This window comes from Halosimplex aquaticum (assembly GCF_028747785.1).
Classification (GTDB): domain Archaea; phylum Halobacteriota; class Halobacteria; order Halobacteriales; family Haloarculaceae; genus Halosimplex; species Halosimplex aquaticum.
Genome location: NZ_CP118158.1, coordinates 3,214,426 through 3,240,162 on the forward strand (window position 1 = coordinate 3,214,426; position 25,737 = coordinate 3,240,162).

The 25,737-nt window shown below is 69.3% G+C and carries 29 protein-coding genes and 1 pseudogene; 13 read left to right on the top strand and 17 right to left on the bottom strand.

What is annotated here, in order from left to right; translation table 11 throughout:
• Positions 1 to 48: 48 nt before the first annotated feature.
• The 7 genes from PSC72_RS16100 (at position 49) to PSC72_RS16130 (ending at position 3,942) form a co-directional block, all read left to right on the top strand.
• Positions 49 to 639 carry a hypothetical protein gene (locus PSC72_RS16100; RefSeq protein WP_274322441.1) on the top strand — a complete coding sequence of 197 codons (591 nt, stop codon included), beginning with the start codon at positions 49 to 51 and terminating at the stop codon, positions 637 to 639.
• A gap of 97 nt (positions 640 to 736) precedes the next feature.
• Complete coding sequence (locus tag PSC72_RS16105; protein WP_274322442.1) at positions 737 to 1,042, top strand: DUF7577 domain-containing protein; 306 nt, start codon at positions 737 to 739, stop codon at positions 1,040 to 1,042.
• 106 nt (positions 1,043 to 1,148) lie between these two features.
• Positions 1,149 to 1,835 (top strand): RAD55 family ATPase, encoded by a 687-nt coding sequence (locus tag PSC72_RS16110; RefSeq protein WP_274322443.1) that lies wholly within the window; start codon positions 1,149 to 1,151, stop codon positions 1,833 to 1,835.
• 3 nt (positions 1,836 to 1,838) lie between these two features.
• The gene (locus PSC72_RS16115; RefSeq protein WP_274322444.1) at positions 1,839 to 2,249 is read left to right on the top strand and encodes a hypothetical protein; all 411 of its coding nucleotides are present in this window, start codon (positions 1,839 to 1,841) and stop codon (positions 2,247 to 2,249) included.
• A 72-nt stretch (positions 2,250 to 2,321) separates the two neighbouring features.
• On the top strand, positions 2,322 to 3,134 hold the full coding sequence (locus PSC72_RS16120) for a PHP domain-containing protein (protein WP_274322445.1): 813 nt from the start codon (positions 2,322 to 2,324) through the stop codon (positions 3,132 to 3,134).
• Positions 3,135 to 3,244: 110 nt separating this feature from the next.
• Positions 3,245 to 3,409, top strand: coding sequence for a DUF6757 family protein (locus PSC72_RS16125; RefSeq protein ID WP_006882760.1), 165 nt, complete (start codon positions 3,245 to 3,247; stop codon positions 3,407 to 3,409).
• A gap of 65 nt (positions 3,410 to 3,474) precedes the next feature.
• Positions 3,475 to 3,942: a cupin domain-containing protein gene (locus PSC72_RS16130; protein ID WP_274322446.1), complete on the top strand. Its 468-nt coding sequence runs from the start codon at positions 3,475 to 3,477 to the stop codon at positions 3,940 to 3,942.
• A gap of 62 nt (positions 3,943 to 4,004) precedes the next feature.
• Here PSC72_RS16130 and PSC72_RS16135 read toward each other — a convergent pair whose 3' ends face one another.
• The 3 genes from PSC72_RS16135 to PSC72_RS16145 all read right to left on the bottom strand — a co-directional run bounded on the left by PSC72_RS16135 (position 4,005) and on the right by PSC72_RS16145 (position 6,916).
• A complete protein-coding gene (locus tag PSC72_RS16135) occupies positions 4,005 to 4,979 on the bottom strand; it encodes a phosphotransferase family protein (RefSeq protein WP_274322447.1) in 975 nt (324 codons plus the stop codon).
• Positions 4,980 to 5,127: 148 nt separating this feature from the next.
• Positions 5,128 to 5,652 carry a hypothetical protein gene (locus PSC72_RS16140; protein ID WP_274322448.1) on the bottom strand — a complete coding sequence of 175 codons (525 nt, stop codon included), beginning with the start codon at positions 5,650 to 5,652 and terminating at the stop codon, positions 5,128 to 5,130.
• Positions 5,653 to 5,746: 94 nt separating this feature from the next.
• On the bottom strand, positions 5,747 to 6,916 hold the full coding sequence (locus PSC72_RS16145) for an acyl-CoA dehydrogenase family protein (RefSeq protein WP_274322449.1): 1,170 nt from the start codon (positions 6,914 to 6,916) through the stop codon (positions 5,747 to 5,749).
• A gap of 99 nt (positions 6,917 to 7,015) precedes the next feature.
• Between PSC72_RS16145 and PSC72_RS16150 the strand changes: the two genes are divergently transcribed.
• Entirely contained in the window at positions 7,016 to 7,630 is a 615-nt protein-coding gene (locus PSC72_RS16150; RefSeq protein WP_274322450.1) for a hypothetical protein, read from the top strand.
• A 10-nt stretch (positions 7,631 to 7,640) separates the two neighbouring features.
• On the opposite strand, the gene PSC72_RS16155 is transcribed toward PSC72_RS16150, so the two are convergent.
• The 5 genes and pseudogenes from PSC72_RS16155 to PSC72_RS16170 form a co-directional block, all read right to left on the bottom strand.
• Positions 7,641 to 7,931 (bottom strand): chorismate mutase, encoded by a 291-nt coding sequence (locus PSC72_RS16155; protein WP_274322451.1) that lies wholly within the window; start codon positions 7,929 to 7,931, stop codon positions 7,641 to 7,643.
• 87 nt (positions 7,932 to 8,018) lie between these two features.
• Complete coding sequence (locus PSC72_RS16160; RefSeq protein ID WP_274322452.1) at positions 8,019 to 8,762, bottom strand: type 1 glutamine amidotransferase; 744 nt, start codon at positions 8,760 to 8,762, stop codon at positions 8,019 to 8,021.
• Positions 8,763 to 8,812: 50 nt separating this feature from the next.
• Positions 8,813 to 9,163, bottom strand: a pseudogene (locus PSC72_RS25630) (hypothetical protein); the annotation flags it as partial.
• Positions 9,164 to 9,332: 169 nt separating this feature from the next.
• The gene (locus tag PSC72_RS16165) at positions 9,333 to 9,812 is read right to left on the bottom strand and encodes a TM2 domain-containing protein (RefSeq protein ID WP_274322453.1); all 480 of its coding nucleotides are present in this window, start codon (positions 9,810 to 9,812) and stop codon (positions 9,333 to 9,335) included.
• 66 nt (positions 9,813 to 9,878) lie between these two features.
• Entirely contained in the window at positions 9,879 to 10,685 is an 807-nt protein-coding gene (locus PSC72_RS16170) for an alpha/beta fold hydrolase (protein WP_274322454.1), read from the bottom strand.
• Positions 10,686 to 10,935: 250 nt separating this feature from the next.
• Between PSC72_RS16170 and PSC72_RS16175 the strand changes: the two genes are divergently transcribed.
• Positions 10,936 to 11,268, top strand: coding sequence for a hypothetical protein (locus PSC72_RS16175; RefSeq protein ID WP_274322455.1), 333 nt, complete (start codon positions 10,936 to 10,938; stop codon positions 11,266 to 11,268).
• 51 nt (positions 11,269 to 11,319) lie between these two features.
• Here the strand turns inward: PSC72_RS16175 and PSC72_RS16180 are convergent, their stop codons facing one another.
• The 7 genes from PSC72_RS16180 to PSC72_RS16210 all read right to left on the bottom strand — a co-directional run bounded on the left by PSC72_RS16180 (position 11,320) and on the right by PSC72_RS16210 (position 19,545).
• Positions 11,320 to 11,469: a hypothetical protein gene (locus PSC72_RS16180; RefSeq protein WP_274322456.1), complete on the bottom strand. Its 150-nt coding sequence runs from the start codon at positions 11,467 to 11,469 to the stop codon at positions 11,320 to 11,322.
• A gap of 2 nt (positions 11,470 to 11,471) precedes the next feature.
• Positions 11,472 to 13,238: a nitrite/sulfite reductase gene (locus tag PSC72_RS16185; protein WP_274322457.1), complete on the bottom strand. Its 1,767-nt coding sequence runs from the start codon at positions 13,236 to 13,238 to the stop codon at positions 11,472 to 11,474.
• A gap of 207 nt (positions 13,239 to 13,445) precedes the next feature.
• Complete coding sequence (mobA, locus tag PSC72_RS16190) at positions 13,446 to 14,009, bottom strand: molybdenum cofactor guanylyltransferase (RefSeq protein WP_274322458.1); 564 nt, start codon at positions 14,007 to 14,009, stop codon at positions 13,446 to 13,448.
• Position 14,010: 1 nt separating this feature from the next.
• The gene (locus PSC72_RS16195; RefSeq protein WP_382261869.1) at positions 14,011 to 15,318 is read right to left on the bottom strand and encodes an MFS transporter; all 1,308 of its coding nucleotides are present in this window, start codon (positions 15,316 to 15,318) and stop codon (positions 14,011 to 14,013) included.
• 511 nt (positions 15,319 to 15,829) lie between these two features.
• Positions 15,830 to 17,980: an assimilatory nitrate reductase NasA gene (nasA, locus tag PSC72_RS16200; RefSeq protein ID WP_274322460.1), complete on the bottom strand. Its 2,151-nt coding sequence runs from the start codon at positions 17,978 to 17,980 to the stop codon at positions 15,830 to 15,832.
• Between the two features lie 254 nt (positions 17,981 to 18,234).
• On the bottom strand, positions 18,235 to 18,990 hold the full coding sequence (locus tag PSC72_RS16205; protein WP_274322461.1) for a ParA family protein: 756 nt from the start codon (positions 18,988 to 18,990) through the stop codon (positions 18,235 to 18,237).
• A 123-nt stretch (positions 18,991 to 19,113) separates the two neighbouring features.
• Positions 19,114 to 19,545 carry an HIT family protein gene (locus tag PSC72_RS16210; RefSeq protein WP_274322462.1) on the bottom strand — a complete coding sequence of 144 codons (432 nt, stop codon included), beginning with the start codon at positions 19,543 to 19,545 and terminating at the stop codon, positions 19,114 to 19,116.
• Between the two features lie 633 nt (positions 19,546 to 20,178).
• Between PSC72_RS16210 and PSC72_RS16215 the strand changes: the two genes are divergently transcribed.
• Positions 20,179 to 20,517: a cupin domain-containing protein gene (locus PSC72_RS16215; RefSeq protein ID WP_274322463.1), complete on the top strand. Its 339-nt coding sequence runs from the start codon at positions 20,179 to 20,181 to the stop codon at positions 20,515 to 20,517.
• Positions 20,518 to 20,601: 84 nt separating this feature from the next.
• Complete coding sequence (locus PSC72_RS16220; RefSeq protein WP_274322464.1) at positions 20,602 to 20,976, top strand: NifU family protein; 375 nt, start codon at positions 20,602 to 20,604, stop codon at positions 20,974 to 20,976.
• A gap of 89 nt (positions 20,977 to 21,065) precedes the next feature.
• Here PSC72_RS16220 and PSC72_RS16225 read toward each other — a convergent pair whose 3' ends face one another.
• On the bottom strand, positions 21,066 to 22,127 hold the full coding sequence (locus PSC72_RS16225) for a presenilin family intramembrane aspartyl protease PSH (protein WP_274322465.1): 1,062 nt from the start codon (positions 22,125 to 22,127) through the stop codon (positions 21,066 to 21,068).
• A 268-nt stretch (positions 22,128 to 22,395) separates the two neighbouring features.
• On the opposite strand from PSC72_RS16225, the gene PSC72_RS16230 reads away from it, so the two are divergent.
• Together PSC72_RS16230 and PSC72_RS16235 are read left to right on the top strand one after the other, a co-directional pair.
• Entirely contained in the window at positions 22,396 to 23,949 is a 1,554-nt protein-coding gene (locus PSC72_RS16230) for a sulfatase (protein ID WP_274322466.1), read from the top strand.
• A 2-nt stretch (positions 23,950 to 23,951) separates the two neighbouring features.
• Positions 23,952 to 24,980, top strand: a complete 1,029-nt coding sequence (locus tag PSC72_RS16235) for a lysylphosphatidylglycerol synthase transmembrane domain-containing protein (RefSeq protein ID WP_274322467.1) — start codon at positions 23,952 to 23,954, stop codon at positions 24,978 to 24,980.
• A gap of 5 nt (positions 24,981 to 24,985) precedes the next feature.
• On the opposite strand, the gene PSC72_RS16240 is transcribed toward PSC72_RS16235, so the two are convergent.
• Positions 24,986 to 25,678, bottom strand: coding sequence for an SDR family oxidoreductase (locus PSC72_RS16240; RefSeq protein WP_274322468.1), 693 nt, complete (start codon positions 25,676 to 25,678; stop codon positions 24,986 to 24,988).
• Positions 25,679 to 25,737: the final 59 nt, after the last annotated feature.

The following is a 25,737-nucleotide window of genomic DNA, read 5'->3' on the forward strand; positions in this document are numbered from 1 at the left end:
GGTTCGGTCATAGCAGGGGTTTTGTACCGAATCGCCGTCGAGCAGACGATGGCAACAGAGTCCCGCCGGCCGCCGGGGGCGAGCGACCGACCGGAACGCGGGCCGGGCCCGATGGCGCGAAACGCGATGCTGGGCGCGGCGAGCGCGGTGCTGTTCATCCTGGGGCTGTTGATCACGGAGTCGTTCGGCGAGACCGCCGTCGACGTAGACCTGAAGCCGTTTTTCGCCCCGTATCTCCTGATCGCCGTCGCAAGATTCGGCATCCCGACGCTGTCGGTCGGACTGGGCGCAGCGCTCGGCGAGGGCGTGATCGACGTCTTCGAGGGGTACGAACTCGACGACCCGGTCGGGTTCATCGGCTACGTCGTCGGATTCACCGCCTTCGGCTGGTACGTCCACGAGGTCAGCACCGACCCCCGGCGGCCGCGGTCGCTACTGGTCGGGGCGACGCTGGGCGCGTTCGTCCAGGCGGCGTTCGAAGGGGTCGCGTACCTCGCGTTCGAAGCGAGCGCGGGCTACGTCGGGGCGTCGGTGAGCGTCGTCGGAAACACCGCCGCGCACGGAGTGATTCTCGGCGGCCTCCCCCTTGTGGTGCTCCTCCCCCGCGTCAGCGATCGCCTCGAACGGTTCGTGGCATGAGACGAGAGTCCGAGGGAGACGGGCCGCCGAAGGCCGTTCGGCGGACTACGGCCTTGCCGGCCAAACACCCAAGTGTCGTGGCAACGAATAACATGATATGGAACCCTGGGGTTGGATAGTCGTCTACCTCGTCGGGTTCACCCTCTTCCAGCTGTTGCTGGTTCGGTACTTCTCGGACGACCGGTCGCTGGGTGGCGTCTCGCTGGAGTCGAACGAGGCCTCGCCGCCCCAGTCGGGGGATCCCGGTCGCTCGGTCGGCGACCCGAACCGGCCGCTCGGGGGCGAGGAATCCGAGGAGGGGGACGAGGGGGAAGACGGCGTCCACTGTCCGCACTGCGGCGCACCGAACGCCGACGAACCGACCTACACCTACTGCCGGAAGTGCCTCGCCCAGCTCCGCTGAGTGCGCTCGACGCGGCACCGCGGGCGATCGGTTTCCATATTGGAACGATTATCAGCCGTGAAAAATAGGGGGTAAAGGTCTATACCCGGACCGGACATTCCTCTGTATGCGCGTCTCAAGCGGCGTTCCTGGATTCGACGAGATCGTCCAGGGCGGCCTCCTGAAAGACAGGCTCTACGTGGTGAGTGGTCCTCCGGGCAGCGGGAAGACGACTTTCTCTTCGCAGTTCATCACCCAGGGCGCCAAAGCGGGGGAGAACTGCCTCTACGTGACGATGCACGAGACCAAGGAGGAGCTGATGCAGGACATGTCGGGCTACGACTTCGGCTTCGACCAGGTGATGGCCTCGGGGAAGATCCAGTTCCTCAACCTGATGACCGACAGCGGCAAGCGGACCATCACCCAGTTCGGGACCGAGGGCGGGCTGACCAACCGCATCGTGGCCTTCCTCGAACAGCAGGACATCGACCGCGCGGTCATCGACTCGACGATGCTCCTCCAGCACTTCTTCAACGACGTCTCCGACGAGATCACCGGCTTCCTCTCCGCGCTCAAACAGACGGGGACGACGGTCGTCCTCATCTCGGAGATGACCGACCCCTCCTCGTACGCCGACGAGCACTACCTCGCCCACGGCGTCATCTTCTTCCACAACTACCTGGAGTCCGGCGGGATGACCCGCGGCGTCCAGGTGATCAAGATGCGCGGGACCGCCATCGACTGCGACATCAGGGCCATCGACTTCTCGAACAAGGGGTTGCGGGTGATGCCGGACAAGAAAGTCGAGGCCTGACCCATGGGTCTGTACGACGAGAAGTACGGCACGGCGTGGTCGGCCCTCGACCAGGACGAGGCGACCGAGCGGGCGTACGCGCTCGGCGTCGCGGAGTCCCTCGGGGAGTACAACCGCGAGGAGTTCGAGGCCGTCCACGACGAGATGGACACCGCCTACACCAAGAGCATGGTCGAACTCGCGTTCCGCGAGGGGAAAAACGAGGGCCGCGAGGCCGCGCCCGCCGGCGACGCCGACGAGGAGGCGGTGTGGGACGAACTCGTCGAGGGCGACGTCGTCACCATCGACGAGGACGACGTCCCGACCGGCGGCCGCGACGGCCTGCCCGAGGCGGTCGACAAGTTCGGCGGCATCGAGAAGCCAAACCCCGACGAGATAGACGCCACCGACCGCCCGGACTTCCTCGACAAGTAGGTCGGCGACACCGACCGCGCCAGCGCCCGGGCGGACCGCAACCGGCTTGCCGCCTCGGAGACATGCGGAGGTATGGTCGCCGCGGATCTCCACGTCCACACGACGAACTCCGACGGAACCTTCCGCTACGACGAGGTCGCCCCCGCGGCGCGGGCCGCCGGCCTCGACGCCGTCGCGATCACCGACCACGACCGCCTCCATCCCGCCCTCGACGCCCCCGTCGTCGAACGCGACGGCATCACGCTGATCCACGGGATCGAGCTCCGCGTCGACGCCGGCGACCAGCGGGTCGACCTGCTGGGCTACGGCGCCCGGCCGACCGACGCGCTCACCGCCGAGATCGACCGCCTCCAGCGCGACCGCGTCGAGCGCGGCCGCGCCATCGTCGAGTGCGTCGAGGACCGGCTGGGCGTCGACCTCGGGATCGACCCCGGGCCGGGGCTGGGCCGGCCGGACATCGCGCGCGCGGTCGTCGCCAGCGACGCCGACTACGACGCGATCCCGGAGGTCTTCGACGACCTCATCGGCGAGGGCGACCCCTGTTACGTCGCCAGGGACGTGCCCTCGTTCGAGCGCGGCCGAGAGCTGCTCGCGGAGGCGTGCGACCTCGTCGGACTCGCCCACCCGCTGCGCTACCCGGATCCCGAGGCCGCCCTCGACCTGGCGCCGCGACTCGACGCGCTCGAAGCCGTCTACCCCTACGGCGCCCGCGGGCACACCGACTCGACCGGAACCCTCGACGAGGCCCACGTCCGGGAGGTCGCCGATCGCAACGACTGTCTCGTCACCGGCGGGAGCGACGCGCACGACCGATCGCTCGGGGAGGCCGGCCTCTCCGCTCGGGAGTTCGAGCGGGTCGCAGTCGCGCTCGGCGTCGATCCGTGACCGCCGCCGGCGGGGCCAGTTCCCTCGTGGGAACGGCCGTCTGGCGGCGGCGTCAGACGCGCGGCGTCCGGTGTCGTAGGGTTCAATGCCCCTCGGTTCCAAGGCCGGGTATGCAGTGTCACTACTGCGACCGCGAGGCCGAGATCGCGGTCGAGAAAGACGGCGTCAAGGTCGGGGTCTGCAAGACGCACTTCCGCGAGCAGATGGAAGAGATCGCGGACTCGGACTGGCTCGACGGCATCGAAGAGGATCTGGACATCGACCGCGCCGAGTGACGCCCCCGTTCGGCCCGCCCCGTGTCCCCGCGAGACTTTACTGACTCGCTGCGCAACCTCCCCGCATGAAACGCGTCTCCCGCGACGACTGCGAGCGCCGGATGGGACCGGCCGCCGACAAACGGGCGCTCTCGGCCGCGCTCGACGCCGAGGAACTGGCCCTCAACTACTACGAACTCGAACCCGGCGACAGCTTCGGGTTCGGCTACCACCGCCACCCCGAGCAGGAGGAGGTCTTCTACGTCGTCGACGGGACGGCGACCTTCGAGACCGAGGACGGCGACGTGGAGGTCTCGGCCGGCGAAGCCGTCCGCTTCGCGCCCGGCGAGTGGCAACTCGGTCGGAACGCCGGCGACGAGCGCTGCGTCGCGCTCGCGATGGGCGCACCGCGCGACGCCCGCCGGACCGAGATGCTCCGGGAGTGCCCCGACTGCGGCGGCCGCACGGAAAACGCCGTCGAGATGGCCGACGACCGCGAGGCGCTGGTGACCCGCTGTACCGACTGCGGGACCGAGACCGGGCGGTTCACCTGAGCTGAGGAGACGCCGGTCGAAACCCGGCCGAGCGCCGGCAGTCCCCCGGCGACCGCGGCGTACTATCGCCGTCGGTCGCGTATCGACCGAACCGTCTCGGCGACCGCCTCGGCCATCCCTTCTGCTTGCGGCCGTTCTTCTGTACCGATCCCTCCGTTCTGCACGTCGAGCGCGACGAAGTACGACGCGAGATTCACGAGCCGGTAGCCGTCGCGCCGCCGCTCGAAGCCGCCGGGGGGCGGCCGGACCGACTCGTAGCCGGTGCGGAACGCCGACAGGGCGGGCCGCGGCGCGTCTGCGCCCGGGCGACCGAACACCGGGATCGCCGTCCGCCAGAAGTCGTACTCGCCCGGCGCGACCAGCGCGTGCTCGAAGTCGACGAGCGCGGCGACCTCGGTCGGATCGCCGCTCGCGTCCGTCTCGAATCCGACGTGGTCGGGTAGCGCGTTCCCGTGGCAGAGCACGGGAGCGCCCGCCCCGGCGAAGAGGTCGGGACAGTCCTCGACCAGCGCTCGCGCCTCGCGGACGGGGTCGACCCACTCCGTATCGGCGAGGTAGTTCGCGAACCGGTCGAGGAGGCCCCGGACGACGCCGACCCAGCGGTCGCGCGCGTCGACCGCGAGCCGGCCGTCGCCGCCGCCGGGTCGTGGGAACCCCGGCCTGGCGAACGTCTCGGCCGTGGCGTCGTGCAGCCGGGCGAGACCTCGGCCCAGCGCACGAGCGTAGACCGCGTCGATCTCGTCGGGGTCGGGGACCTCGTCTTCCGCGGGGAGTCCGTCGAGCCACGAGGCGACGAAGTAGCCGTCGCCGGCGGCGAGCACGCTCGGGACCGGCAGGTCGGTGCGGCGGTCGACGTGGTCGACGACGGCCGCCTCCGTCTCAGGGTCGGCGGCCTCACCGCGGGCGACCTTGCAGACCGCCCGTCGGCCGTCGACGCGGACCTCGTAGACGGCGTGGGGCGGTACGTCGTGGAGCTGTTCGCGGATCTCGTAGCGCTCGAAGTTCGCCGCGAGCGCGTCGTGGACGTCCTGTGTCATGGATCTCGCCGCGTGACGGGCGGCGACCGGCCGGAGCGGTGCTGCGGCTCCGGCCGGCGAGAAGACGATCGAGGCTGGACTCGGGTCCGGCAAAAGTCTTGTGTCGCCGACGAACCCCGGACGATCCAGCGATCCCCGACGCGGCCGGTCAGGCGTAGCGCTCGACGGCGCGGTAGAAGCCGAGGCCGGCCAACGCGGGGCCGAGCGTGACGACGACCGCGAGCACCAGCCAGGCGACGGCCGCGGCGCCTCCCGAGAGGAACAGGACGTTGTAGCGGCCGAGACCGCCCGGCGCGACGAAGAACACGGCACTGAGGACCATCGCGACCGGCCAGCCGAGCGTCGCGTACTCCAGGGCCTCGTCGGGGCCGAGCGGCGTCCACCGGTCCAGCAGTTGCCGGCCGATGAGGAGCGGGAACGCCGCCAGCACGAGCGCCGCGGCAGCGGCAACCAGGGCGAACGTGAGGCCGGCGCCGGGGTCGACGAACAGCGCGAGCGCGGTCGCGACCGCGGCGAGCAGACCGACGGACCCGGCCATCACGCTCCCGAGCGCCATTCTGAACGACTCGCGGCGCTTCGAGAGCCCCCACGCGACGAGCGCGACGACCGGCGACGCGAGCGCGAACCCGAAGTAGGTGAACACCGCCAGCAGCCCGACGTACCCGTTTGCCATCGCCTGGTGGTCGCAGTGTTTCCCTATAAGTTCCATGGGAGACAGGCCGCGATGCCGGTCGCTGACCGACATCGCGCCGATTCGGACGCGATGACTACTCGAAGGCCGCGATGCCGGTCAGGTCCTCCCCGAGGATCAGCGTATGGATGTCGTCGGTCCCCTCGTACGTGTAGACTGTCTCGACGTTCGCGAGGTGGCGCATCGGCGAGTAGTCGGTCGTGATGCCGTTGCCGCCGAGCATCTCCCGGGCGGTGCGGGCGACCTCGCGGCAGGTCCGGACGTTGTTGCGCTTGGCCATCGACACCTGCTGGGGCCGCAGGTCGCCACGTTCCTTGAGGTCGGCGAGCCGATAGGCGAGCGACTGCGCGGTCGTGATATCGGTCGCCATGTCGGCGAGCTTCTCCTGCTGGAGCTGGAAGCGCGCGATCGGTCCACCGAACTGCTCGCGGTCGGTCGCGTACTCGCGGGCCGCCTCGAAGCAGTCCCGCGCCGCGCCGACGGCGCCCCACGCGATGCCGAACCGGGCCTGCGTGAGACACGAGAGCGGCCCCTTCATCCCCGACACGTCCGGGAGGACGTTCTCCGCGGGGACGTAGCAGTCGGCGAGGGATATCTCGCCAGTAATGGAGGCGCGCATCGAGAGCTTCCCGTCGATGTGGTTCGTCTCGATCCCGTCGCGGTCGGTCTCGACGAGGAACCCCCGGACGGGGCTCCCCTCGGCAGAGCGGTCCTTCGCCCACACGAGCGCCACGTCGGCGATGGGTGCGTTCGTGATCCACGTCTTCGAGCCGTTCAGTACGTAGCCCCCTCCGTCGTCGGCCCGCTCAGCGCGTGTCTCCATCGCGCTCGGGTTCGACCCGTGGTCGGGTTCGGTGAGGCCGAAACAGCCCACCGCGGAACCGTCGGCCAGATCCGGGAGCCAGCGCTCGCGCTGGGCCTCCGAGCCGAACGCGTGGATCGGGTACATCACGAGCGCACCCTGGACCGAGGCCATCGATCGGACCCCCGAGTCGCCGGCCTCCAGTTCCTGCATCAGCAACCCGTAGGCGCGCTCGCCGACGTTCGCCGTCGACTCGTGGTCGAGGTTGGGCGCGTAGAATCCCAACTCGCCCATCTCGGTGATCAGGCCCTCGGGGAACGTGCCGGCCTCGAAGTGGTCGCCGATGTCCGGCCGAACCTCCTCGTCGACGAACTCCCGGGCGGTGTCGCGGATGAGCCGCTCCTCCTCGCTCAGATCCGCCTCGAGATCCACGTAATCGAGCATGACCGACCTTGGGAGGCAGTCGTGAAAAACACTCGCTGGCCCGCAGTCGGGTGTCGAACACGACAAAGTACTTACCGGACGTGGCGAACGTTCGATAAGATGCGGTCGCTCGTCCTCGCGGCCGTCTGTCTGGTCGTGGTCGTCGCGGGGTGTAGTGCGCCGAGCGCGCAGCCCTCGCCCGCGCCGACAGCCGCGTCACCCGTCGAGACCGCAGATATCGCCTCGACAACTCCGCCTGATGGGACGCTGACACCGAGCGTCACCGACACCGAGACACCGACGAGGACGCCGACGCCGGTCGCGGCCACGCCGGTCCCGCTTCGGGCGGCGGCCGAGCCGTGCGACGAGAACCTCTGGATCGGGTTCTCGGACCCCCAGAACAGTATGGGCGGCTGGACGCAGCGCAGCGTCCGCGTGAGTTACACCCTGCCCGCGAACACGAGCATCTTCCTCGTCGCCTACGTCGACGGGGAACTTGCGGGCACCTCCTTCGACGCGGACTACGGACCCGGACGCTACCACGTCGATGGGTTCGGGTTCGACCTCGATCGGTCGTTCACTGGCCCCCACCTGGTGCAGGTCGTCGTCTACACCGACGGCAACGGGAACCGCCGGTTCGACCGCGGCGTCGACGCCCCTTGTCTCGTCGACGGCGAGGTCGCCCAGGCGGGGCCCGCCCGTCTGGACTACAGCCAGTACGGAATCGGGACGTAACGCGGGTCTATCAGGCCTCGCCGTCGACCGTCCGCTCCCGGTCGAGCGCCACGTCGATCAGGAACTCGGCGAGCGCCCGGCCGTCGTCGGGGTCCAGCCCTCGCTCTGCGAACAGCGTCGCGTGGTGGGACGCGACGGTCGCCTCGCGGTCCTCGTCGACGAGGGCCCGCCCCGCGCTCGATTTCACGTCGGCGACCGCCTCCGCCCGCTCGACTCGCTCGGCGATCAGGTCCGCGATCTCGGCGTCGATCCGGTCGATGTCGGCCCGCAGATCCGTCAGGTCGGCTGTTGGGTCTGTCATCGTGAGAGCCGTCGTACGAGCGTGTCTCGGGTCCGACAAAAAAGCCTGACTGTGAACGCCGGAGCGCAGGGGCGGAGGTGTCTCTGCTCAGTCGTCGGCGGCGACGGCGTCCTCGCCGACGGTGTCCTCGGCGCCCGGCGCCTCGACGCCGTTGACGTCGACCTCGCGGACGAACGCGACGAAGTTGTCGAAGACCTGCTTGGCCTCGCAGGCGGCGTCGAAGTTCTCGGGGGTGATCCCGTCGAGGACGGACTGGATCCGTTCCTCGGGGAGGTCCTTCCCCTTCGTCACTTCTTCGGCGGTCTGCATGTCGTACTCGGGGTGGAACTGGACGCCGAAGACGCGGTCTCTGCGGAAGCCGTGGACGCCGTAGTCGTTGGTAGCGAGGCGCTCGGCGCCCGGCGGGAGTTCGACGACGGCGTCCGAGTGGGTCGTGAATACCGTGAACGCGGGGTCGACGCCGTCGAACAGGACGTCGTCGCCGGTGTGTTCGACGGTGCGGTACCCGATCTCGTACTCGCCCATCGACTCGACCGTCCCGCCGAGCACGTCGGCGAGCAGCTGGTGGCCGTAACACACGCCCAGACAGGGGAGTCCGCGGTCGATCGCCGCCTCGACCCACTCCTTCGTGGGGTCGATCCACTCCTCGTCCCAGTACACGGAGGCGCGAGAGCCGGTGACGACGACGCCGTCGAAGTCGTACGTCTCCGGGAGGTCGCCGCCGGGGAGGTGAAACTCCGTCAGGTCGGCGGCCAGCTCGCGGCGGAAGTTCCGCCGGTTGCCCTCGGCCTCGTGGGCTGCGTTCAACAGGGCGATGCGCGGCCGTGTCATCGTCGGAACGGACGTACTCGCCGAGTAAAAGGCTGTCCACCGGGGCAGTACTACGGCCCGTGCGAACGGGTGCCGCGGTCGTCGCTGTCTCTCTCGGCCCGTTCAGTGGTCTCGTCTCCGCGCACCCGGACAAGCGACACGGCTGCGACGCCCCCGTACGCCCCAGCCACGCCGAGGAGCCACGGCGGTCGGTCGATCAGAAACCACGGCACCGCGACCCCGTACCCGAGGCCGAGCAGGGCGCCCGAGACTGTCCGGAGGGCGTTCGACCCGCGGCGGTCGGTGAACGTCGTGGCCGCCCAGTCGACCAGCGCGGGCGCCGGTCCGCAGGCGACCAGCCAGGGCCACGCCGCCGTCGCCGTCCCGGTCAGGACGAGCGCGAGAGCGACGAGAATCCCCGGGTAGACGCCGCTACAGCGCGCGCAGAGGTGGACCGTCCGATCGCCGAGCGAGACCGAGTGACAGCGATAGTACTCGTGGGGCTCGTGATGCGAGAGGAGATACCGTCGAGTGCGGGCGAGGCCGGGACGGAGTTCGGTTCGGCGCCGAGCGCGGCGCCGGCCGTCCCGTTCAGTCCTGCATGTACTGCCGGTGAAACTCCTCGTCGCTCTTCGAGAGGTAGATCAGCCCCTCCACGATACCGATGAGTCCGGGGATCATCGTCCAGAAGAAACACAGGTAGAGGATCCCCAGACCGGTCTGACCGAGATAGAACTTGTGGGCGCCGAACGCGCCCAGGAAGATGGCGAGCAGCGCGGCGATGAGTCGCTCGTCGTCGCTCGACCCCATGCCCGGCTGGCGGACGCCGCACTCCGGGCAGATCTCCGCCTTCTCGTTGATGACCGCGCCGCACTCGGCGCAGAACTTCTCGTCCGGCCCCTTCTTTGGACTCCCGGTGGGGCCGCCGTCCGCCGACTGATCGGCCCCGCCGGCGTCGGTCGGCTGTCCGTCGTCGACTGGGGACGCGTCGCCTTCGTCGACGCTGTCGCTGACCCAGTTGTCGTCGGCGCCGTCGGGATCGCCGTCGTTCCCGGACTCGTCACCTGACATACCCCTGACGATGGGAGTCACGAGTGTAAAGTTACCGACCGCTCGCGGCCGTCGCCGCGCCCGCGGTCACTCCGTCCCGTCGAACGCGCCGAGGAGCGCGTCGTTGACCGCCGCGCTCTCTTCGATAAAGCAGAGGTGGCCCCCTTCGACGGCCGTGAACTCGCCCCGGGGGAGACCGTCGGCCAGGTCCCGACCCGCGTCCGCGGGAACCACCGCGTCGTCGACCCCGTGGTAGACCCGCGCGGGCGCCGTGATCTCGTAGAGCGAGTCCGACCGATCGAAGGCTCGCATCGCGGCGGCCTGGGCCTCGAACCCCCCGCGGTCGGCGTCTTCCTCGCGGCGCCAGCCGACGATATCGGACACCACGTCCTCGTGGGCGTCCAGGTCCGCCGCGAACGCGTTGCGCAGCGACGCCCGGAGCGCGGCGGGGTCCTCGCGCGGTACGAACAGCGAGTCGAGGGCGTCGGCGTCGACGCGGTCGCCGCTCGCCGCACTGGCGAACAGCGTCAGCGACGTCGCGCGCCCGTACCGGTGGGCGTACTCCAGGGCGACCATTCCGCCGAGTCCGGCGCCCACGACGTGCGCGTCGGCGACGCCGTGGTCCGCGAGCACCGCTTCGAGGTCGCCCGCGAGCGTTTCGACTGTGTAGGGCCCCGCGGGCGCGTCCGACCGGCCGGTGCCCCGGAGGTCCCAGACGACCGTCTCGAAACCGGAGGCCAGCGCGGCGTGTTGCCAGCCCCACACCCACGCGCCGTAGCCCGCCGGGTTGACGAACGCGACCGCGTCCACATCGCGGTCGGCGTCCTCCGGCGGAGTCGGATCGCCTTTCGCCTCGTAGTAGAGGTCGACGCCTCCGTTGGTGACGACTGCCATTTCCATCCCCTTCGACCGGGCGGGGTAAGGGGCTCCCGGTTCCCGGTAAGAGCGGCTTTCGACCCGGTACGGGGGATGAGAAGCCGGTCCAGCGGCAGGAGCGTGCGACCGGCTATCGCGATGTGTGGTACCGTCCCGAAACGTAATTAATTGTTTACTCGCGACCGAGTAAGATTTTTATCCCCGCCCTATCCTACGGTAGGTCGATGACAACGACGCAGCTCTCCAACGACTCGAACGGTGACGGAAAATGATCTGGCAGGACCTCGTCTTCCTCTGCGGCAGCGTCTTCTCGCTGTGCGTGCTCCTCCCGACGCTACGCGACGCGAGCGCCCGCGTGCCGCTGGGGACCGCGCTCCCCTCCGCGTGCATCGGCCTCGTCTACGGGACGACGTTCTTCACGCTCGGGATGACCATGTCGGCGGTCGGCTCGACGGCCGCGGCGACCATGTGGTCGCTCATCGCGCTCATGCGGTCGCCCCACCGGTTCAACCCGACGGACGGCGCCGCCGCCCGCGCGGCGACGACCGACACGACTCGGTCGTCGAACGACGCCTCCGGCTACACCGCTCACGCGGACTGATACCCGTTCGATTCGGTCGGTAGCACAGCGATTCGAAACACTTCTGGCGCCCTACCGGGCGGTGTCGTCCGCGACCCGACGTCCGTCGGCGGGCGCACTCGTCCCGAACAGTTCCGGCGCGACGTCGAAGGCGGCATCAGGTGCGGCGTCGGCGTCGCGGCGACTCCGGGCCCGCTCAGAGTGAGGGCGTTCTTCGCGCATGGTCAGTCGTCGGCCGAGAGCGGTTGGCCCTCGGCGTCGGTGGGCGCGGGGCTCTCCCCGTCGGCGAAGGGGTACCACGACTGCTTGGCGTCGGTGAGACACGGGTCTTCGTAGCCCTCGACCTCCTCGGGTTCGGCGAGTTCGACGATGGTCTCGTGGCCGGTGGCGTCGACCCACTCGCGGAAGGTCTGGCCCTCCTCGCGCAGCGCTGCGTAGGCCTCGACGAGGTTCCGGATCATTCCGGGCACCTCGTCGGCGGGCACGCGCTGGCGCACCCACTCGATGAACGAGGGGTCCTCGCCGACGCCGCCGCCGACGCCGACGTCCATCGCCTCGACCATCTCGCCGTCCTTCCGCGCGCGCATGCCCTGCATGCCGATGTCTGCGGTCATCGCCTGCCCGCAGTCGGCCGTACAGCCCGAGTAGTGCATCTTGATGCGGTCGACGTCGGCGGGCAGGTCGACCTCCTCGCCGAGCCACTGCAGCAGGCGGGCCATCCGCGTCTTCGTCTCGGTCAGCGCGATCGAGCAGAACTCCGTCCCGGTGCAGGCCATCGCGCCCTGTTCGAAGGGGTTGGGCTCGGGCTGGTAGGTCTCCAGCAGGTCCTCGTTGAGGAGGTTCGCGAGCCGGCCGTCCGGCACGTCCATGATCAGCGGGTTCTGGCGGCGCGAGAGCCGGATCTCGCCGGAGCCGTACGCGTCGGCCAGGTCGGCGAGTTCGATGGCGTCCTCGGCGGGCATCCGCCCGACCGGGACCGAGAGGCCGACGTAGTTCCTGTCGTCCTTCTGGTCGTAGACGCCGACGTGGTCGTGGGCGCCGCGCTCGGCGGACTTGCCCGCGTTGTAGGTGTACTCGCCGCGGAAGTCCGTGCCCGCGCGCTCCAGTTCGAAGTCCAGGCGCTCGTCCATCGCCTCGCGGATCTCGTCGGTGCCCCACTCGTCGACGAAGAAGCGCGCGCGGTTCTTCGAGCGGTTCTCGCGGTTGCCCTCCTCGTGGTAGAGCTCGACGAACGTCCGGACCGTCTCCTTGGCCTGGTCGCGGGTGACGAACATGTCCAGCGGGCGCGCCGCCCGTGGCTCTCGACCGCCGAGGCCGCCGCCGACGCGGACGTTGAACCCCTTGACCTCCTCGCCGTCGATGAGCTTCCGGGCGGGTTCGAGCCCGATGTCGTTGATCGAGTCCTGCGCACAGCCCTGTTTGCACCCGGTCACCGAGATGTTGAACTTCCGGGGCATGTTACAGAGGTCGTCGTCGTCGCGGATGTCCGCCTGGATCTCGTCCAGGAGCTCGCGGCTCTCGACGTACTCCTCGGCCTTGCCGGCGACGGGACAGCCGGAGATGTTACGCATCGTGTCCCCGCCCGCCGACCGGGAGGAGACGCCGACGGCCTCTAGCTTGTCCCAGATCTCGGGGACGTCCTCCAGTTTGAGCCAGTGGAGCTGGATCGACTGCCGCGTCGTGAAGTCGACCCAGCCGTTGCCGAACTCGGGGTTCTCGACGGGGCCTCTGGCGTAGTCGCGGGCGACTTCACCGATGGTCCGTAGCTGACCCGGCTCCAGCACGCCCCCGCAGTTGGTGAGGCGCATCATGAAGTAGCTCTCCTGGCCGCCGCGGTGGTGGAACACGCCCCAGAACTTGAAGCGGGCGAACCACTCGTCGCGCTCCTCCTCGGGGATCGACTCCCACCCCTTCTCCGCGAACTCCTCTATTTTCTCGCGCACCGCGTCGCCGTACAGTTCGTCCTTCCAGGCTTCCTTCTTGTGTGGCATTGGGTCCCTCCGTTTGTGTTTGTCCGCAATTTCGGCGGATATCCGAACGCACGTCTTCTGATTTACGTTTTATCTAGCCAAGTTCGACGAACATAAGCGTAATCGTTTACAAAGTTCGAATACACTCTCGAAATCCGGACGAACGCTCGAAATACAAAGACCTTAAACGCATTTGGGTGGGGTCGCGTGGCGGAACTGACCGGGCGGTCAGGTGCCCAGTCGGTCGGAGGCGGTCACGAGGTCCGCGTGCGAGCCGACGGTCAACGGATGGGCGTCGACGTCGGGCGCGTCCGCGTCGACGACGACCGGATCGAGCCGCGAGAGCACGTCGTAGAGGCGACCCGATCCGGAAGCGAGCGTGCGGTCGCAGGCGACCCGAGCGGCGTCGGCCTCGTAGACCGCGTGGAGCGGGTGGAGCCGGCCGTCGCTCCGGGGGACCGCGGCGGCGTCGCACGCGTCGAAGAGGTCTTCGAGGAGCGGCGCGTCGACCGTCGGCACGTCGCCGGCGACGACGGCGACGCGGTCGCTGCTGGCCACGCGGACGCCGGTCCGGATAGACGCGACCGGTCCCTCGTCCGCGACCGGGTCGACCGCCAGACGGTGGTCGACGTCGCTCAGCGCGTCGGCGACCGCGCTCCGGCGGTCGTCGCGACAGGCGACGACGACTTCGTCGACGACGGATCCGACGGCCGCAGCGACTCGGTCGAGGGGCGGCTCGCCGTCCTCTGGGTCCGCACTCCCGATCTCGCTCAGCAGGAGCGCCGACCGCATCTCAGTCGTCCCCCGGGACCCGCGACTCGGAGTTCGGACTGGCGTTGACGAACCCGCTCTCGGTCGCGATCTCGGCGATGTGGGGCTGGAATACCCACGCCGCCAGCAGGACGATGGGGACCATCGAGACGGCGACGACGGCGTACCCCAGGTGCAGGTTCGCCAGGAACGGCGCGGAGTACACCAGCGGGTAGACGATCCCGCCGACCGTCCCGACGCCGCCGACGACGCCCGCGACGGCCCCGGAGCTGTTGGGGAACATCGCCGGCACCTGCGCGAAGATCGACCCCTCGGCGAAGGCGCAGGCCATTCCGACCACGAAGCCGGCGCCGACCGCGACCAGCACCTGCCCGGAGAGGCCGGCGAGCGTCATGCCGAACATCGAGACGACCACGAAACAGAGCGTCACGAACGTCCACTGCTCGCGGTAACGCCCCTCGAACAGCGGGATGATGTTCCTCTCCTTGCGCGCGAGCACGTCGCTGACGTAGCCGCCGATGGGCCGCAGCAGACCCGCGGCGACGGAGAACGTGGCCGCGAACGTCGAGGCGAGCACGAGGTTGTCGGTGTCGAAGCCCTCGCGGTAGTAGGTCGCGAGCCAGCCGTTCATCGACAGTTCGAGGCCGAAGGTCATCACGTACGCGAGCGCGAGCACGACCGTCCCGTAGCGCGTCGCCGTGTAGAACCAGCCCTCGAAGCTCGCCGACTCGGCGGTCGCCTGTCGCTTCTCCTCGCTCTTGGCGGCTTCGCCGAGCGCGTAGTAGACGACCGCGAGCAGGATCGAGACGCACCCCGTGTAGAAGAACGCGGCCCGCCAGTTCGTCTCGAACAGCGGTCCGCTCCAGTTCGACCCGAACACTCGCGGGAGAACGAGCGCGCCCCCCGCGGCGCCGGCGTTCCCGACGCCCGCGTAGATGCCCTCGGCCGTCCCGAGCTGTTCTTCCTCGAACCACTCGGAGACGTGCTGGATGCCGATGACGAACGTGATCCCCGCCGTCGCGACGATGAGCCGCTCGACGAAGAACACGGCGTAGCTCTGGGCGAACGCGCTCGCGATCGAGAACACGCCGACGTACGTGAGCACGATGGCGAAGACGGCCGGCGCACCGGACTTGTCCGAGAGCCAGCCGGTCAGGATCCGGCCGAACGGCGCCAGCCAGATCGCCGCGCTCGCCAGGATCCCGATCTCGGCCAGCGAGAGGCCGAACTCCGCGGCCATCGGCCCCGTGAACGGGGCGAACGAGAACCAGATCAGGAACGAGAAGTTGAACCCGACCGTGGCGAGCGCCAGCGTCCGCCACTTGGTCATCCTGATCAGTCCCATGCGTGCCCCCCCGCCGCGGCCGCCGGTGCCGTAGTCGTCGCGGCCGACACTTCGTCGACGACTGCCGACTCTTCTGGCTGGCAGAGCCTCGGCCCACGATCAGTCACAATTTCCGCCCGTCCATTCAGTATTTTACTCGATCTCATTTCGAACGTCCACCTTTCTACGGATATGTGTTGGACAGTCCAACCACATAACGGTAGTTGTTTAATTTGTAAACCACAGACTATCGCCACTGGACGGACGAACGATATTAGGACGGATACTGTAGATATAAGGATGTAATTCGTCGAATCGGTGGACGGCAAACCGGACGGACGTCGACTTCGAGCGATCGGTCCGACACTCCCCGATCAGGCGGCGGGAACGCGAGGCGCGCGCCGGACGCGGGTAGCGATCGCCGTCTGACCGGCCATGCTGATCGTTCGGAGCAGTGGGAAAACGAGAGCGGCAGACGACTGGCGAGTCGAAACTGGGCCGAATTCCGGGCCGGGAGTCAATCGTCGGCGCGGACGGGCGCGTCGGCGGTCGCGGCCGTTTCGTCAGCCGGCGCGACGAGCCTGACGGCGCATTGCTTGAAGTTCGGCTCCTTCGACTGGGGATCCAGCGCATCGATAGTCAGCCGGTTCGTCGCCGGGTGGTGGATGGGGAGCCAGACGAGGCCCTCCGGAACGGCGGCGTCCGGGTCGACGGACGCGCGGACTGCGTCCCGGCGCGACTCGACGACGACCTCGCCGTCCCTGATCGCGTCGCTCTCGGCGACCGTCTCGGGGTTGATCCGGGCGACGACCGGGTCGAGGTCGTCCACGTCACGCGAGCGAACGCCCGTGTTGTAGGCGTCGGACTCACGGGCGGTCGTCAGCGTGAGCGGGTACTCGTCGTCGACGGGTTCGGGGAGCCCCTCCTGCCGGGCGGTCGAGAATCCCGCCAGCCCGCTCGCGGTCGGGAACGACCACGACTCCTCGCCGGTCTCGTCGGGGGCCGGCTCGTCCTCGTCGCGCGGGACGTAGCCGCGGTTGCCGTCGTCGCCGTCGTAGTAGCGATAGCCTGCGTCGGTCTCGGCGTCCGGCGCCGGCCAGCGGAGCGCCTTGAGGTCCTCCAGGCGGTCGTAGGTGATCCCCGACATGTCCGCGACGGTGCCCGCGGTGAGGCCCGCGAACTCGTCGAACAGCGCCTCCGGGTCGGGATCGGGGTCGTCGAACAGGTCGGGGAACAGGCGCGCGCCCACCGTCGAGATGATCCGCAGGTCGCTCCAGACACCGCTCGGCGCCTCGGTCGCCGCGCGCACCCGCGAGACGGTCCGCTCCATGTTCATCGCCGTCCCCTCGGACTCGCCCCACGTCGCCGCGGGCAGGACCACGTCGGCGAGGTCGGTCGTCTCCGTCCGGAAGGCGTCCTGCGCGACGAGGAAGACGTCTTCGAGGTTCTCTTTCGCGGTGCTCGCGTCTGGCATGCCCGCGACGGGGTTCGTCGCGACCGTGTAGGCCACCTCCACCTCGTCGCCGAGCGCCTCGGCGATGCCGACCGGTCCGGGACCGGGATCCGGCGGCAGACGCTCGACCGGAATGTCCCACTGCTCGGCGACGGTCCGGCGCTCGTCGGGATCGGCGAACGGCCGCTGCCCCGGCCAGGTCCCCTTGCACGAGCAGACGCGGGTACCCATCGAGTTGGCCTGACCCGTCAGCGAGAACGGGCCGCTCCCCGGCCGGAGGTTGCCGGTCGCGAGACACAGGTCGATCAGCGCCCGCGCGATGTCGGTCCCCTGGACGTGCTGGTTGACGCCCATCCCCCAGTAACAGAGGGCGTCGCGCTCGAACGCGTCGGCGAGTCTGTCGACGTCTGCGGTCGAGACGCCAGCGCGCGCTGCCGCAGACTCGCTGTCGGGCAGGGCGTCCCGCAGGTCGTCGAACCCCTCGGTGGCCTCGGCGACGAACCCCTCGTCGACCCGGTCGGTCTCGACGATGCGGGCGAGCACCGCCCGCGCGAGCGCCAGGTCCTGGCCGGGATCGGGCGCGACGTGCGCGTCGGCGGCCTCGGCCGTCTCCGTCTCGACGGGGTCGACCGCGAGCAACTCGACCCCTTCGTCGCTCGCGGCCTGACGGATCCACCGGAACATGACCGGATGGGCCGCGGCCGGGTTCGCGCCCCAGACGACGTGGGCCTCGGCCTCGGGGATGTCGTCGTAGCTGCACGGGGGCGCGTCGCTGCCGAACGCCTGGTAGTAGGCCGTGACGGCGCTGGCCATACACAGCGTCGTGTTCGCGTCGTAGTAGCGCGTCCCGAACCCGCCGCGGGCGAGCTTCCCCAGCGCGTAGGCGGCCTCGTTGGTCTGCTGGCCGCTCCCGAGCACCGCGACCTCGCCAGCCGAGTCGACCGCACCCTGGAACGCCCGAAGCGCCTCCGACAGCGCCACGTCCCAGGTCGTGGAGACGAGTTCGCCGTCGCGGCGGACCATCGGCCGAGTCAGCCACTCCCCCTGCGGATCGGACGTCTCCCGGACGCCGCGCTGGCAGGCCAGCCCCTGATTGACCGGGTGCGCGGCGTCCCCGCGTACCACGTCGATGCCGGTCCCGATATCGGCACCGCGCTGGAGGTGCCCGCAGCCGACCGCACACCGCATGCACGTCGTCGGCACCCAGTCGCTCATCGCCCGATCACCGCCTGTCGAGCGGTGTTGCTGGATCGTACTGATAATCGCGAACTCTGTAGACGAACGCAAACCATTCTGTCGTTTTGTAGCGCATATTCAGAACACAAAACGCTATCCCTTGAACAATTAAAACGTGATCCCACACGAGGATTCCGGGTCCGTCAATTCCGATCGGCGGAGCCACCGCTCGGGCGTCCCGGTCGCTGACGCGGGAGGAACGTCTCTGGGGCGGCAGCGGCCGTTCCAGGTCGCTATCCGGGCAGGTAGTCCGCCACCGAGGAGGAGTCGGGCTCGGGCAGATCGACCTCGACGCCGGTGACGGTTTCGACGGCCGACCCGACCGCGACGCTGAACTCCGCCGGCTCGACGGCGGCCGGCGATTCCGAGAGGGCGGCCGCCTCGCTCGGCGGGACCACGGCGTCGGCCGCGTCGACGGTCGGCGACTCGGGGTCGCCCCGGTTCGCGACGACTGCGTCCACGCCGGCGTCGACGTCACCGAGACGGTCGCAGTGGCGCGGGACGGCGTCGACGCCGCGTTCGCTGTCGGGCACGACCAGCGCGACGGCGTCCGCGGCGGTCACCGCGGCGACCGCCTGGTTGGCGCCGACCGGCGGCACGTCGACGAAGACGGCGTCGTACCGGTCGGCCGCCGCGGACAGCCGCTCGGCGAGCCGCCGGGCGCACTCGCTCGTCTTCGCCCGCGCCAGCCGCTCGAAGGAGGCCAGCGCCGGCGTGACGGTCACCGTCCCAGGCAGGTCTAGCGACAGCGTCCGCTCGGCCTCCTGCAGCGGCCGGTCGTCCGTGAGGACGCGCGTCAAGTCCGGGTCGATCCGCTCGGGTACGAGCGCGGCCAGCCCCTGCGTCGTGAACGACGCGTCCACGACGGTCACGTCGCGTCCGTCCCGCGCCAGCGCCGCCGCGAACTCCGCCGAGAGCCGCGTCGCCCCGGCGCCGCCGACCCCGCTCACCACCGCGTACACCTCACCGCTCCCCTGCGTTCCGGTCATGTACCGCCATTGCCACCTACCCCTTGAAAAAGATACGTGTTGCTCGGCGAACCGTTCGGCGTCGAGTCGCCGTCGCCGAGCCGACGCGTTGGCGCGCCGGTCGTCGATGAGGCCGGGAGCGAATCAGTCGCCGGCGTTCTCGGTTATCGACGCGGCGATGTCGTCGAGTTCGTCGTCGTCCAGATCCGGGCGCTGGCCGAAGATCGAGTGGATGGGGCCGCCCCCGTCGTCCTCGAACCGCGGGACGACGTGGCCGTGCGCGTGCGGGACCTCCTGGCCGGCCGCCTCGCCGTTGTTGAACGCGACGGTCGTCCCGTCGGCGTCGACGGCCGACTCGATCGGGTCGACCAGTCGATGCATCACCGCGAACACGTCGCTCGCGAGGTCGTTCGGCATGTCCTGGACGTGTTCGTGGTGGGATTTCGGGATGACCAGCGTGTGCCCCGGCGCCAGCGGGTTCGCGTCGAGGAAGGCGAACACGTCGTCGTCCTCGTACACCGTGCGACTGGGGATCTCTCCGGCCACGATCTGACAGAAGATGCAGTCCTCGCTCATGTGCGAGAGGTCGGAGCGAGCCCCAATCAAGCTTAGCCCTCTTTTTCGTCGGGGGGTCGCCTGCGGCGACCCCCCGTCTGCTCACGGGCGGCTTCGCCGCCCGTTTGCACGGTCCGAGGGACCGAAGGTCCCTCGCTAACCAAAAACATAGGTGAAAAAGGCCGCGAGCGCCGTAGGCGCTCGCGGAAGAACCGCGCCTCGCTTCGCTCGGCGCGGATGCTCAATACAGCCCAGAGAGTGAACAATCGTGGTGGCGCGCGCTGTCGCGCGCTCTTATGCGCGCGACGAAGCCGCGTGAGGGATGAGCGAACGAGCGCAGCGAGTGAGCGAATCGGCTGGGGAGGCGTGAGGCGCGGTGCTGTGCGGTTCCTGGCGGACTGAAAGGGCGAGGCGCGCTCGCGTCCAGTTCAGTCGCTTGAGCAGGCCCTATCCGAGCGAAGCGAGGATAGGGCCTGCTCAGCGACCGCGAGCGCGCCGAGGGCTTTCGTTGGCTGCTGTCGCCTGCGGTCGTCCCGGTTCGACTTCTATTCGCCACTCCTCCACCAGAAACAACTACTCTGTATGCAATCGATACTGAACGCCGTTCCCCGAGTACCACCCACGCTTAGGTGTGCGCACGCCCATCACCAATCCATGCAGGTCGAAGCTCACTCGGCGAACGAGACGGTCGAAGTCGTGGACGGCGTCCACCTCACACAGTTGGCGGTCGGTGAGCGGACGAGCGTCCAGCACGTTCACATGGAACCGGGCGCGGTCGTCCCGGAACACAGCCACGAGCACGAGCAGGTCGGGTACATCACCGGCGGCTCGGGCGTGTTCGTCGTCGACGGCGAGGAGTTCCCCGTCAGCTCCGGCGACTCCTATCACCTCGTAGCGGACGAACCGCACAGTCTGGAGAACACCGGCGACGAACCGCTCGACGGCATCGACGTGTTCGCGCCGCCGCGAGCGAACCCCGACTGGCAGGACTGAGCGGCCCGGTCTCACGCAGATCCGGACGCGGCGAACGCGTGAGTCCAAAGGTCTAAGCCCCGTCGTCGCTAACGTCGAGACACTATGAGTACCGAAACCGAGGGCGGCGACGACCTGGAGGAGCGGATTTCGAACTTCCTGCGGCGCAACTTCCCGCAGATCCAGATGCACGGCGGGTCGGCCGCCATCGAGGAGATCGACCGCGAGGAAGGCTCGGTCACCATCCAGCTCGGCGGCGCGTGTTCGGGCTGTGGCATCTCCCCGATGACCATCCAGGCCATCAAGACGCGAATGACCAAGGAGATCCCGGAGATCGAGACCGTCAACGCCCGCACCGGCGGCGGCATGGGCGGCAGCGAAGGCATGATGGGCGCCGACACCGGCCCCTCGATGCCCGGCGAATCCCGCGGCGGCGACATCGGCGGCGACGACGACGAAGGCCCCGAAGCGCCGTTCTGAACGCCGCCTCCTCGGTCCACTTCTCGTCTTTTCCACCGCGCCAGTCGCGACGCTGTCGGTGGTGTTCGAATTGCCGAAAACGCGGTCGACTATAGCCCCAGCGCCGTCGTGACGGGGATTCCCGCCGCGACCGCGCCGAGGAGGTACCCGCCGAGGACGCCGGCGTTCAGCGGCGGGAGCCCCGCGTGGGCGCCCTCGACTCGGTGGACGAGATAGAGGAGTCCGGCCATCCCGACGAGGCCGCCGACGAGCGCGCCGATCGCTGGCGCGTTGGCGTTCAGCGCGGGGACGACGGTCGGTGCGTCGAGGAAGTGGCCGGCGCTGACGGCGAGCATCCCCGGGATGAGCGCGTCGCCGAGGCCGAGGAGGGCGATCTCGGCGCGTGCCGGGCTCTCGGCGGACTGATCTTCGGCGGACGCCGCGCCGGCTCCGCCCTCCTCGTTGTCCTCTCCCTCTTCGCCACCGCCCATCAGGTCGAAGTCGGGGTCGCGCATCGAGAAGTCGAGCGAGTGCGGGACGACGAAGACGATGGGCGCTTTGAGGTCGCCGAGCCCGGCGGCGAGTTCCTGCATGTGCCCGGAGACGTAGACGGCGTAGGCGTCGTAGCCCGCCCAGACGACCAGGAGCACGACCACCGGGAACGGACCGAACCCGAGTCCGAGCATCGGGATCGCCGCCGCGCCGAAGATCACGGCGGCGACGTCGTTGACGTACCACTCGGGGTAGCCCCAGAGGACGACGAACGTGACTGCGGCCACGGCGATGGAGGCGGGACTCGTCGGTAGCCCCATCAGCACGCTCCCGCTCGCCGCGATCTCTCCGATCCCCGTCAGGGCGACGAACGCCACGGAGGTGAGCGTGCTCGCGGACCCGAGGAGGAAGACGCGGACGAGCGCCTCGCCGTACCCGTAGCGGAACGCGGCGACCATGACACCCGTCGCGACCAGCAACAGTACGGCGAAGACGCCCACGTTCCCGACGTTCCCGGGATTCTGGAACATGGCCAGCCCCATCTCGGCCACCTCGTCCGTCATCGAGAGCCCGAGGACGATCGTGGCGGTGTAGAGCGCGACGATCCCGACGTAGGCGTACGTCCCCGAGGGGATCGCCGGCGTCTCGTCGCGGGACTCGGCGGCCGCGTGGTCGCTCATCGGTCGGCCCCCCGGTGGCGGTCGGTCGTCGGCTTCCCCTGCGACGGCACCCGGTGCATGTTCGGGTCGGACGGCCACCGCGTGCAAATACCTCTCGGACTCCGGCCAGGTGCTGACGGTCGCGGAGACGTTGCTTCTACGTACGGCACAGCACCGAACTGGAACTCCGACACAGTGTGAAAGCCCTCGCGCCGCGGCCCCGGGGATCGCTGCGTGCCTCGAACGAGGAATCACGGACTTTAATTCCGTGCGTGGCGGTTCCCTTTGCATGAGCGAGACAGACGGTCCGGGGAACGTCCTCTTCGTCGTCACGGACACGGTCCGGAAGAGCCACCTCTCCGTGTACGGCTACGACCGGCCGACGACGCCGAACCTGGAAGACTTCGCCGACGACGCGCGGGTCTTCGAGCACGCCGTCGCGCCGGCGCCCTGGACCCTCCCCGTCCACGCCTCGCTGTTCACGGGGCTGTACCCCACCCAGCACGGGGCCACCCAGGAGAACCCCTATCTGGAGGACGCGACCACGCTCGCGGAATCACTCAACGCGGCCGGCTACGCCACCGCCTGTTACTCCTCGAACGCCTGGATCACGCCCTACACCAACCTGACGGACGGCTTCGACGACCAGGACAACTTCTTCCAGGTCATGCCGGGCGAGTTCCTCTCGGGCCCGCTGTCGAAGGCCTGGAAGACGATGAACGACAACGACGCGCTGCGGCGGGTCGCCGACAAACTCGTCGAACTCGGCAACACCGCCCACGAGTACTTCGCCGAGAGCGGCGGCGGCGACACGAAGACGCCCGAGATCGTCGACCGCGTCCAGGAGTTCGTCACCGACGCCGAGCGAGCGGGCGACGAGTGGTTCACGTTCATCAACCTGATGGACGCCCACCTGCCGTACCACCCGCCCGACGAGTTCGCCGAGGAGTTCGCCCCCGGCGTCGACTCGACCGAGGTCTGCCAGAACTCAAAGGAGTACAACTCCGGCGCCCGCGACATCGACCACGACGAGTGGGAGGCAATCGAGGGTCTCTACGACGCCGAGATCGCCCACATCGACCACCACCTCGGCCGCCTGTTCGACTGGCTGCGCGACACGGGCCGCTGGGAGGACACCCTCGTCGTCGTCTGCGCCGACCACGGCGAGCTGTTCGGCGAACACGGCCTCTACGGTCACGAGTTCTGCATCTACGACCCCCTCGTCAACGTGCCGCTCATGGTCAAACATCCCGAACTCGACGCCGAGCGCGACGACGAGACGCAGGTCGAACTGCAGGACCTGTACCACACGGTCCTCGACCACGCCGGCGTCTCGGTCGCGGCGGGCGGCGAACCGTTCGACGCCGCGCGGTCGCTCCTGCGCGCTGACTACCGTGAGTTCGCCGGCGTCGACGCGCCGCGCGGCGCCGAGTCGCGCTTTTCGGCCCACGACGACGGCGAACTGGACGACTACGCGTTCGTCGACTACCACCGCCCCGTCGTCGAACTGAACCAGCTGGAGAGCAAGGCCGAGGCGGCGGGGATCGAACTCGATACGAACTCCCGCTTCTACTCGCGGATGCGCGCCGCGCGACGGACCGACGGGAAGTACATCCGCAACGAGCGCATCCCGGACGAGGCCTACCGGATCGACACCGACCCCGAGGAACTGGAGGACGTGGTCGACGCCGACGACGAGGTGATCGCCGCGGCCGAGGAAGCGCTGGTCACCTTCGAGTCGGAGATGGACGGCGAGTGGGCGGACGTGACCGACGAGGACGTCCTCGACGACATGGGCGACGAGGCGAAAGACCGCCTGTCGGACCTGGGGTACATCGAGTAACCGTGAGCAGTTCCGGGCTGGGTCTGGGAGACTTCGTCGACCGCACGACTGCCGTCAAGATCGTCGGCGGGTTCGCCATCGCGCTGGTGATCCTCGCGCTCATCGCCTACGGCATCGGCATCGAGAAGATCCGGGGGGAACTCGCCCGCGCGGACCCTCGCTGGCTCGCCGCGGGCTGTCTCTCGACCGCCGTCGGGCTGGTCGCCTGGGCGAAGGCCTGGCAGGTCGTCCTCCGCGTCGTCGGCTACCGCGTCCCGTTCCGCAAGCTCGTGGTGACCTACTACGCGGCGACGTTCGCGAACTACGTGACGCCGCTCGGGCAGGCCGGCGGCGAGCCCTTCATCGCCTACGTGCTCTCCCGGGACACGGACGCGAGCTACGAGGACTCGCTGGCCTCGGTCGTCACGGCCGACCTGCTCAACCTCCTCCCCTTCTTCACGTTCGCCGCGATCGGGACGATCGTCCTCGTCGTGCGGTCGACGCTGTCGAACCAGATCCGCGGCGTCGCGGGGGTCCTCGTCGTCTTCGCGGTCGGCGCGCCCGCCGCGGCGGTCGTCGGCTGGCGCTCGCGCCGCCGCGTGGGGAACTTCGCGCTCCGGGTGGTCGCGCCGGTCGCCAGGCGAAGCCGGTTCGTCAGCGTCGAGGGGCTCCGCGACCGGATGCGCGAACTCAACACGGCCTTCGAGCGCATCGCCGCCGACCGGACCGCGCTCGCCCACGCGCTGGTCTACTCGTTCGTCGGCTGGCTCTTTTTCGCCATGCCCCTCTACTTCGCCGTCCGCGCCGTCGGCCGCGAGATATCGCTCTTCCTCGTCTTCTTCATCGTCCCCGCGAGCACGCTCGCGGGACTGACTCCCTCGCCGGGGGGACTCGCCGGCGTCGAGGCAGCGCTCGCCGGCCTGCTCGGGACGCTCGGCGGGTTCACCTTCGCCACCGGCCTCTCGATCGCCATCGTCTATCGGGTCGCCAGCTACGTGTTCGCGATCTTGCTCGGCGGGATCGCCGCGGTCTACGTGGTCTTCCGGTCGTAGCGACCCTACAGCTTGTCCGTCGAGTTGACGCTGATGTCGGTCAGTTCGACGCGGTCGGGCCGAGTGAGCGTGAACACGACGGTCTCGGCCACGTCCGCGGGGTCCATCGCACGGCCGTCCCAGTGCTCCCAGTCGTTCAGTTCGGTCACGACCGGTCCCGGCATCAGGATGCAGACTCGCACGTCCTCGTCGGACAGCTCCTTCCGGAGCGAGCGGCAGAAGCCGTTGACGCCGAACTTCGAGGCCGTGTAGCCGCTCCCGCCCTCCTGGGGGAAGCGGGCGCTCAGCGACGAGACGGTGACGACGTCGCCGTCGGAGTCCAGCAGGTCCGGCAGCAGCGTGTGGGTGACGTTCATCACCCCTTCCAGGTTGACCCGAACGTTCTGCCGGAGTTCCGCCAGGTCCGCGTCGGCGACCGGCCCGCCGCGGGCGACCCCGGCGTTGTTCACCAGGATCTCGACGGTGCCCAGTTCCGCGCGGACCGTCTCCGCCATGGCCGTCACCGCGTCCTCGTCGCTCACGTCCGTCGGGACCACGAGCGTCTCTCCGTCGATATCGTCGGCGATCGCTTCCAGGCGCTCCTCGCGACGGGCCACCAGCGCGACGGCACAGCCCTCCCGGGCCAGCGCCCTCGCCGTCGCCTCGCCGATGCCCGAGGACGCGCCGGTCACGACCGCGACTCGGTCGGTCAGGTCCATGGGGTCGCTGTGTCCGGGGACTGGATAGGCTTTGGCCCGCCGCGCGGCCGGCGACGACA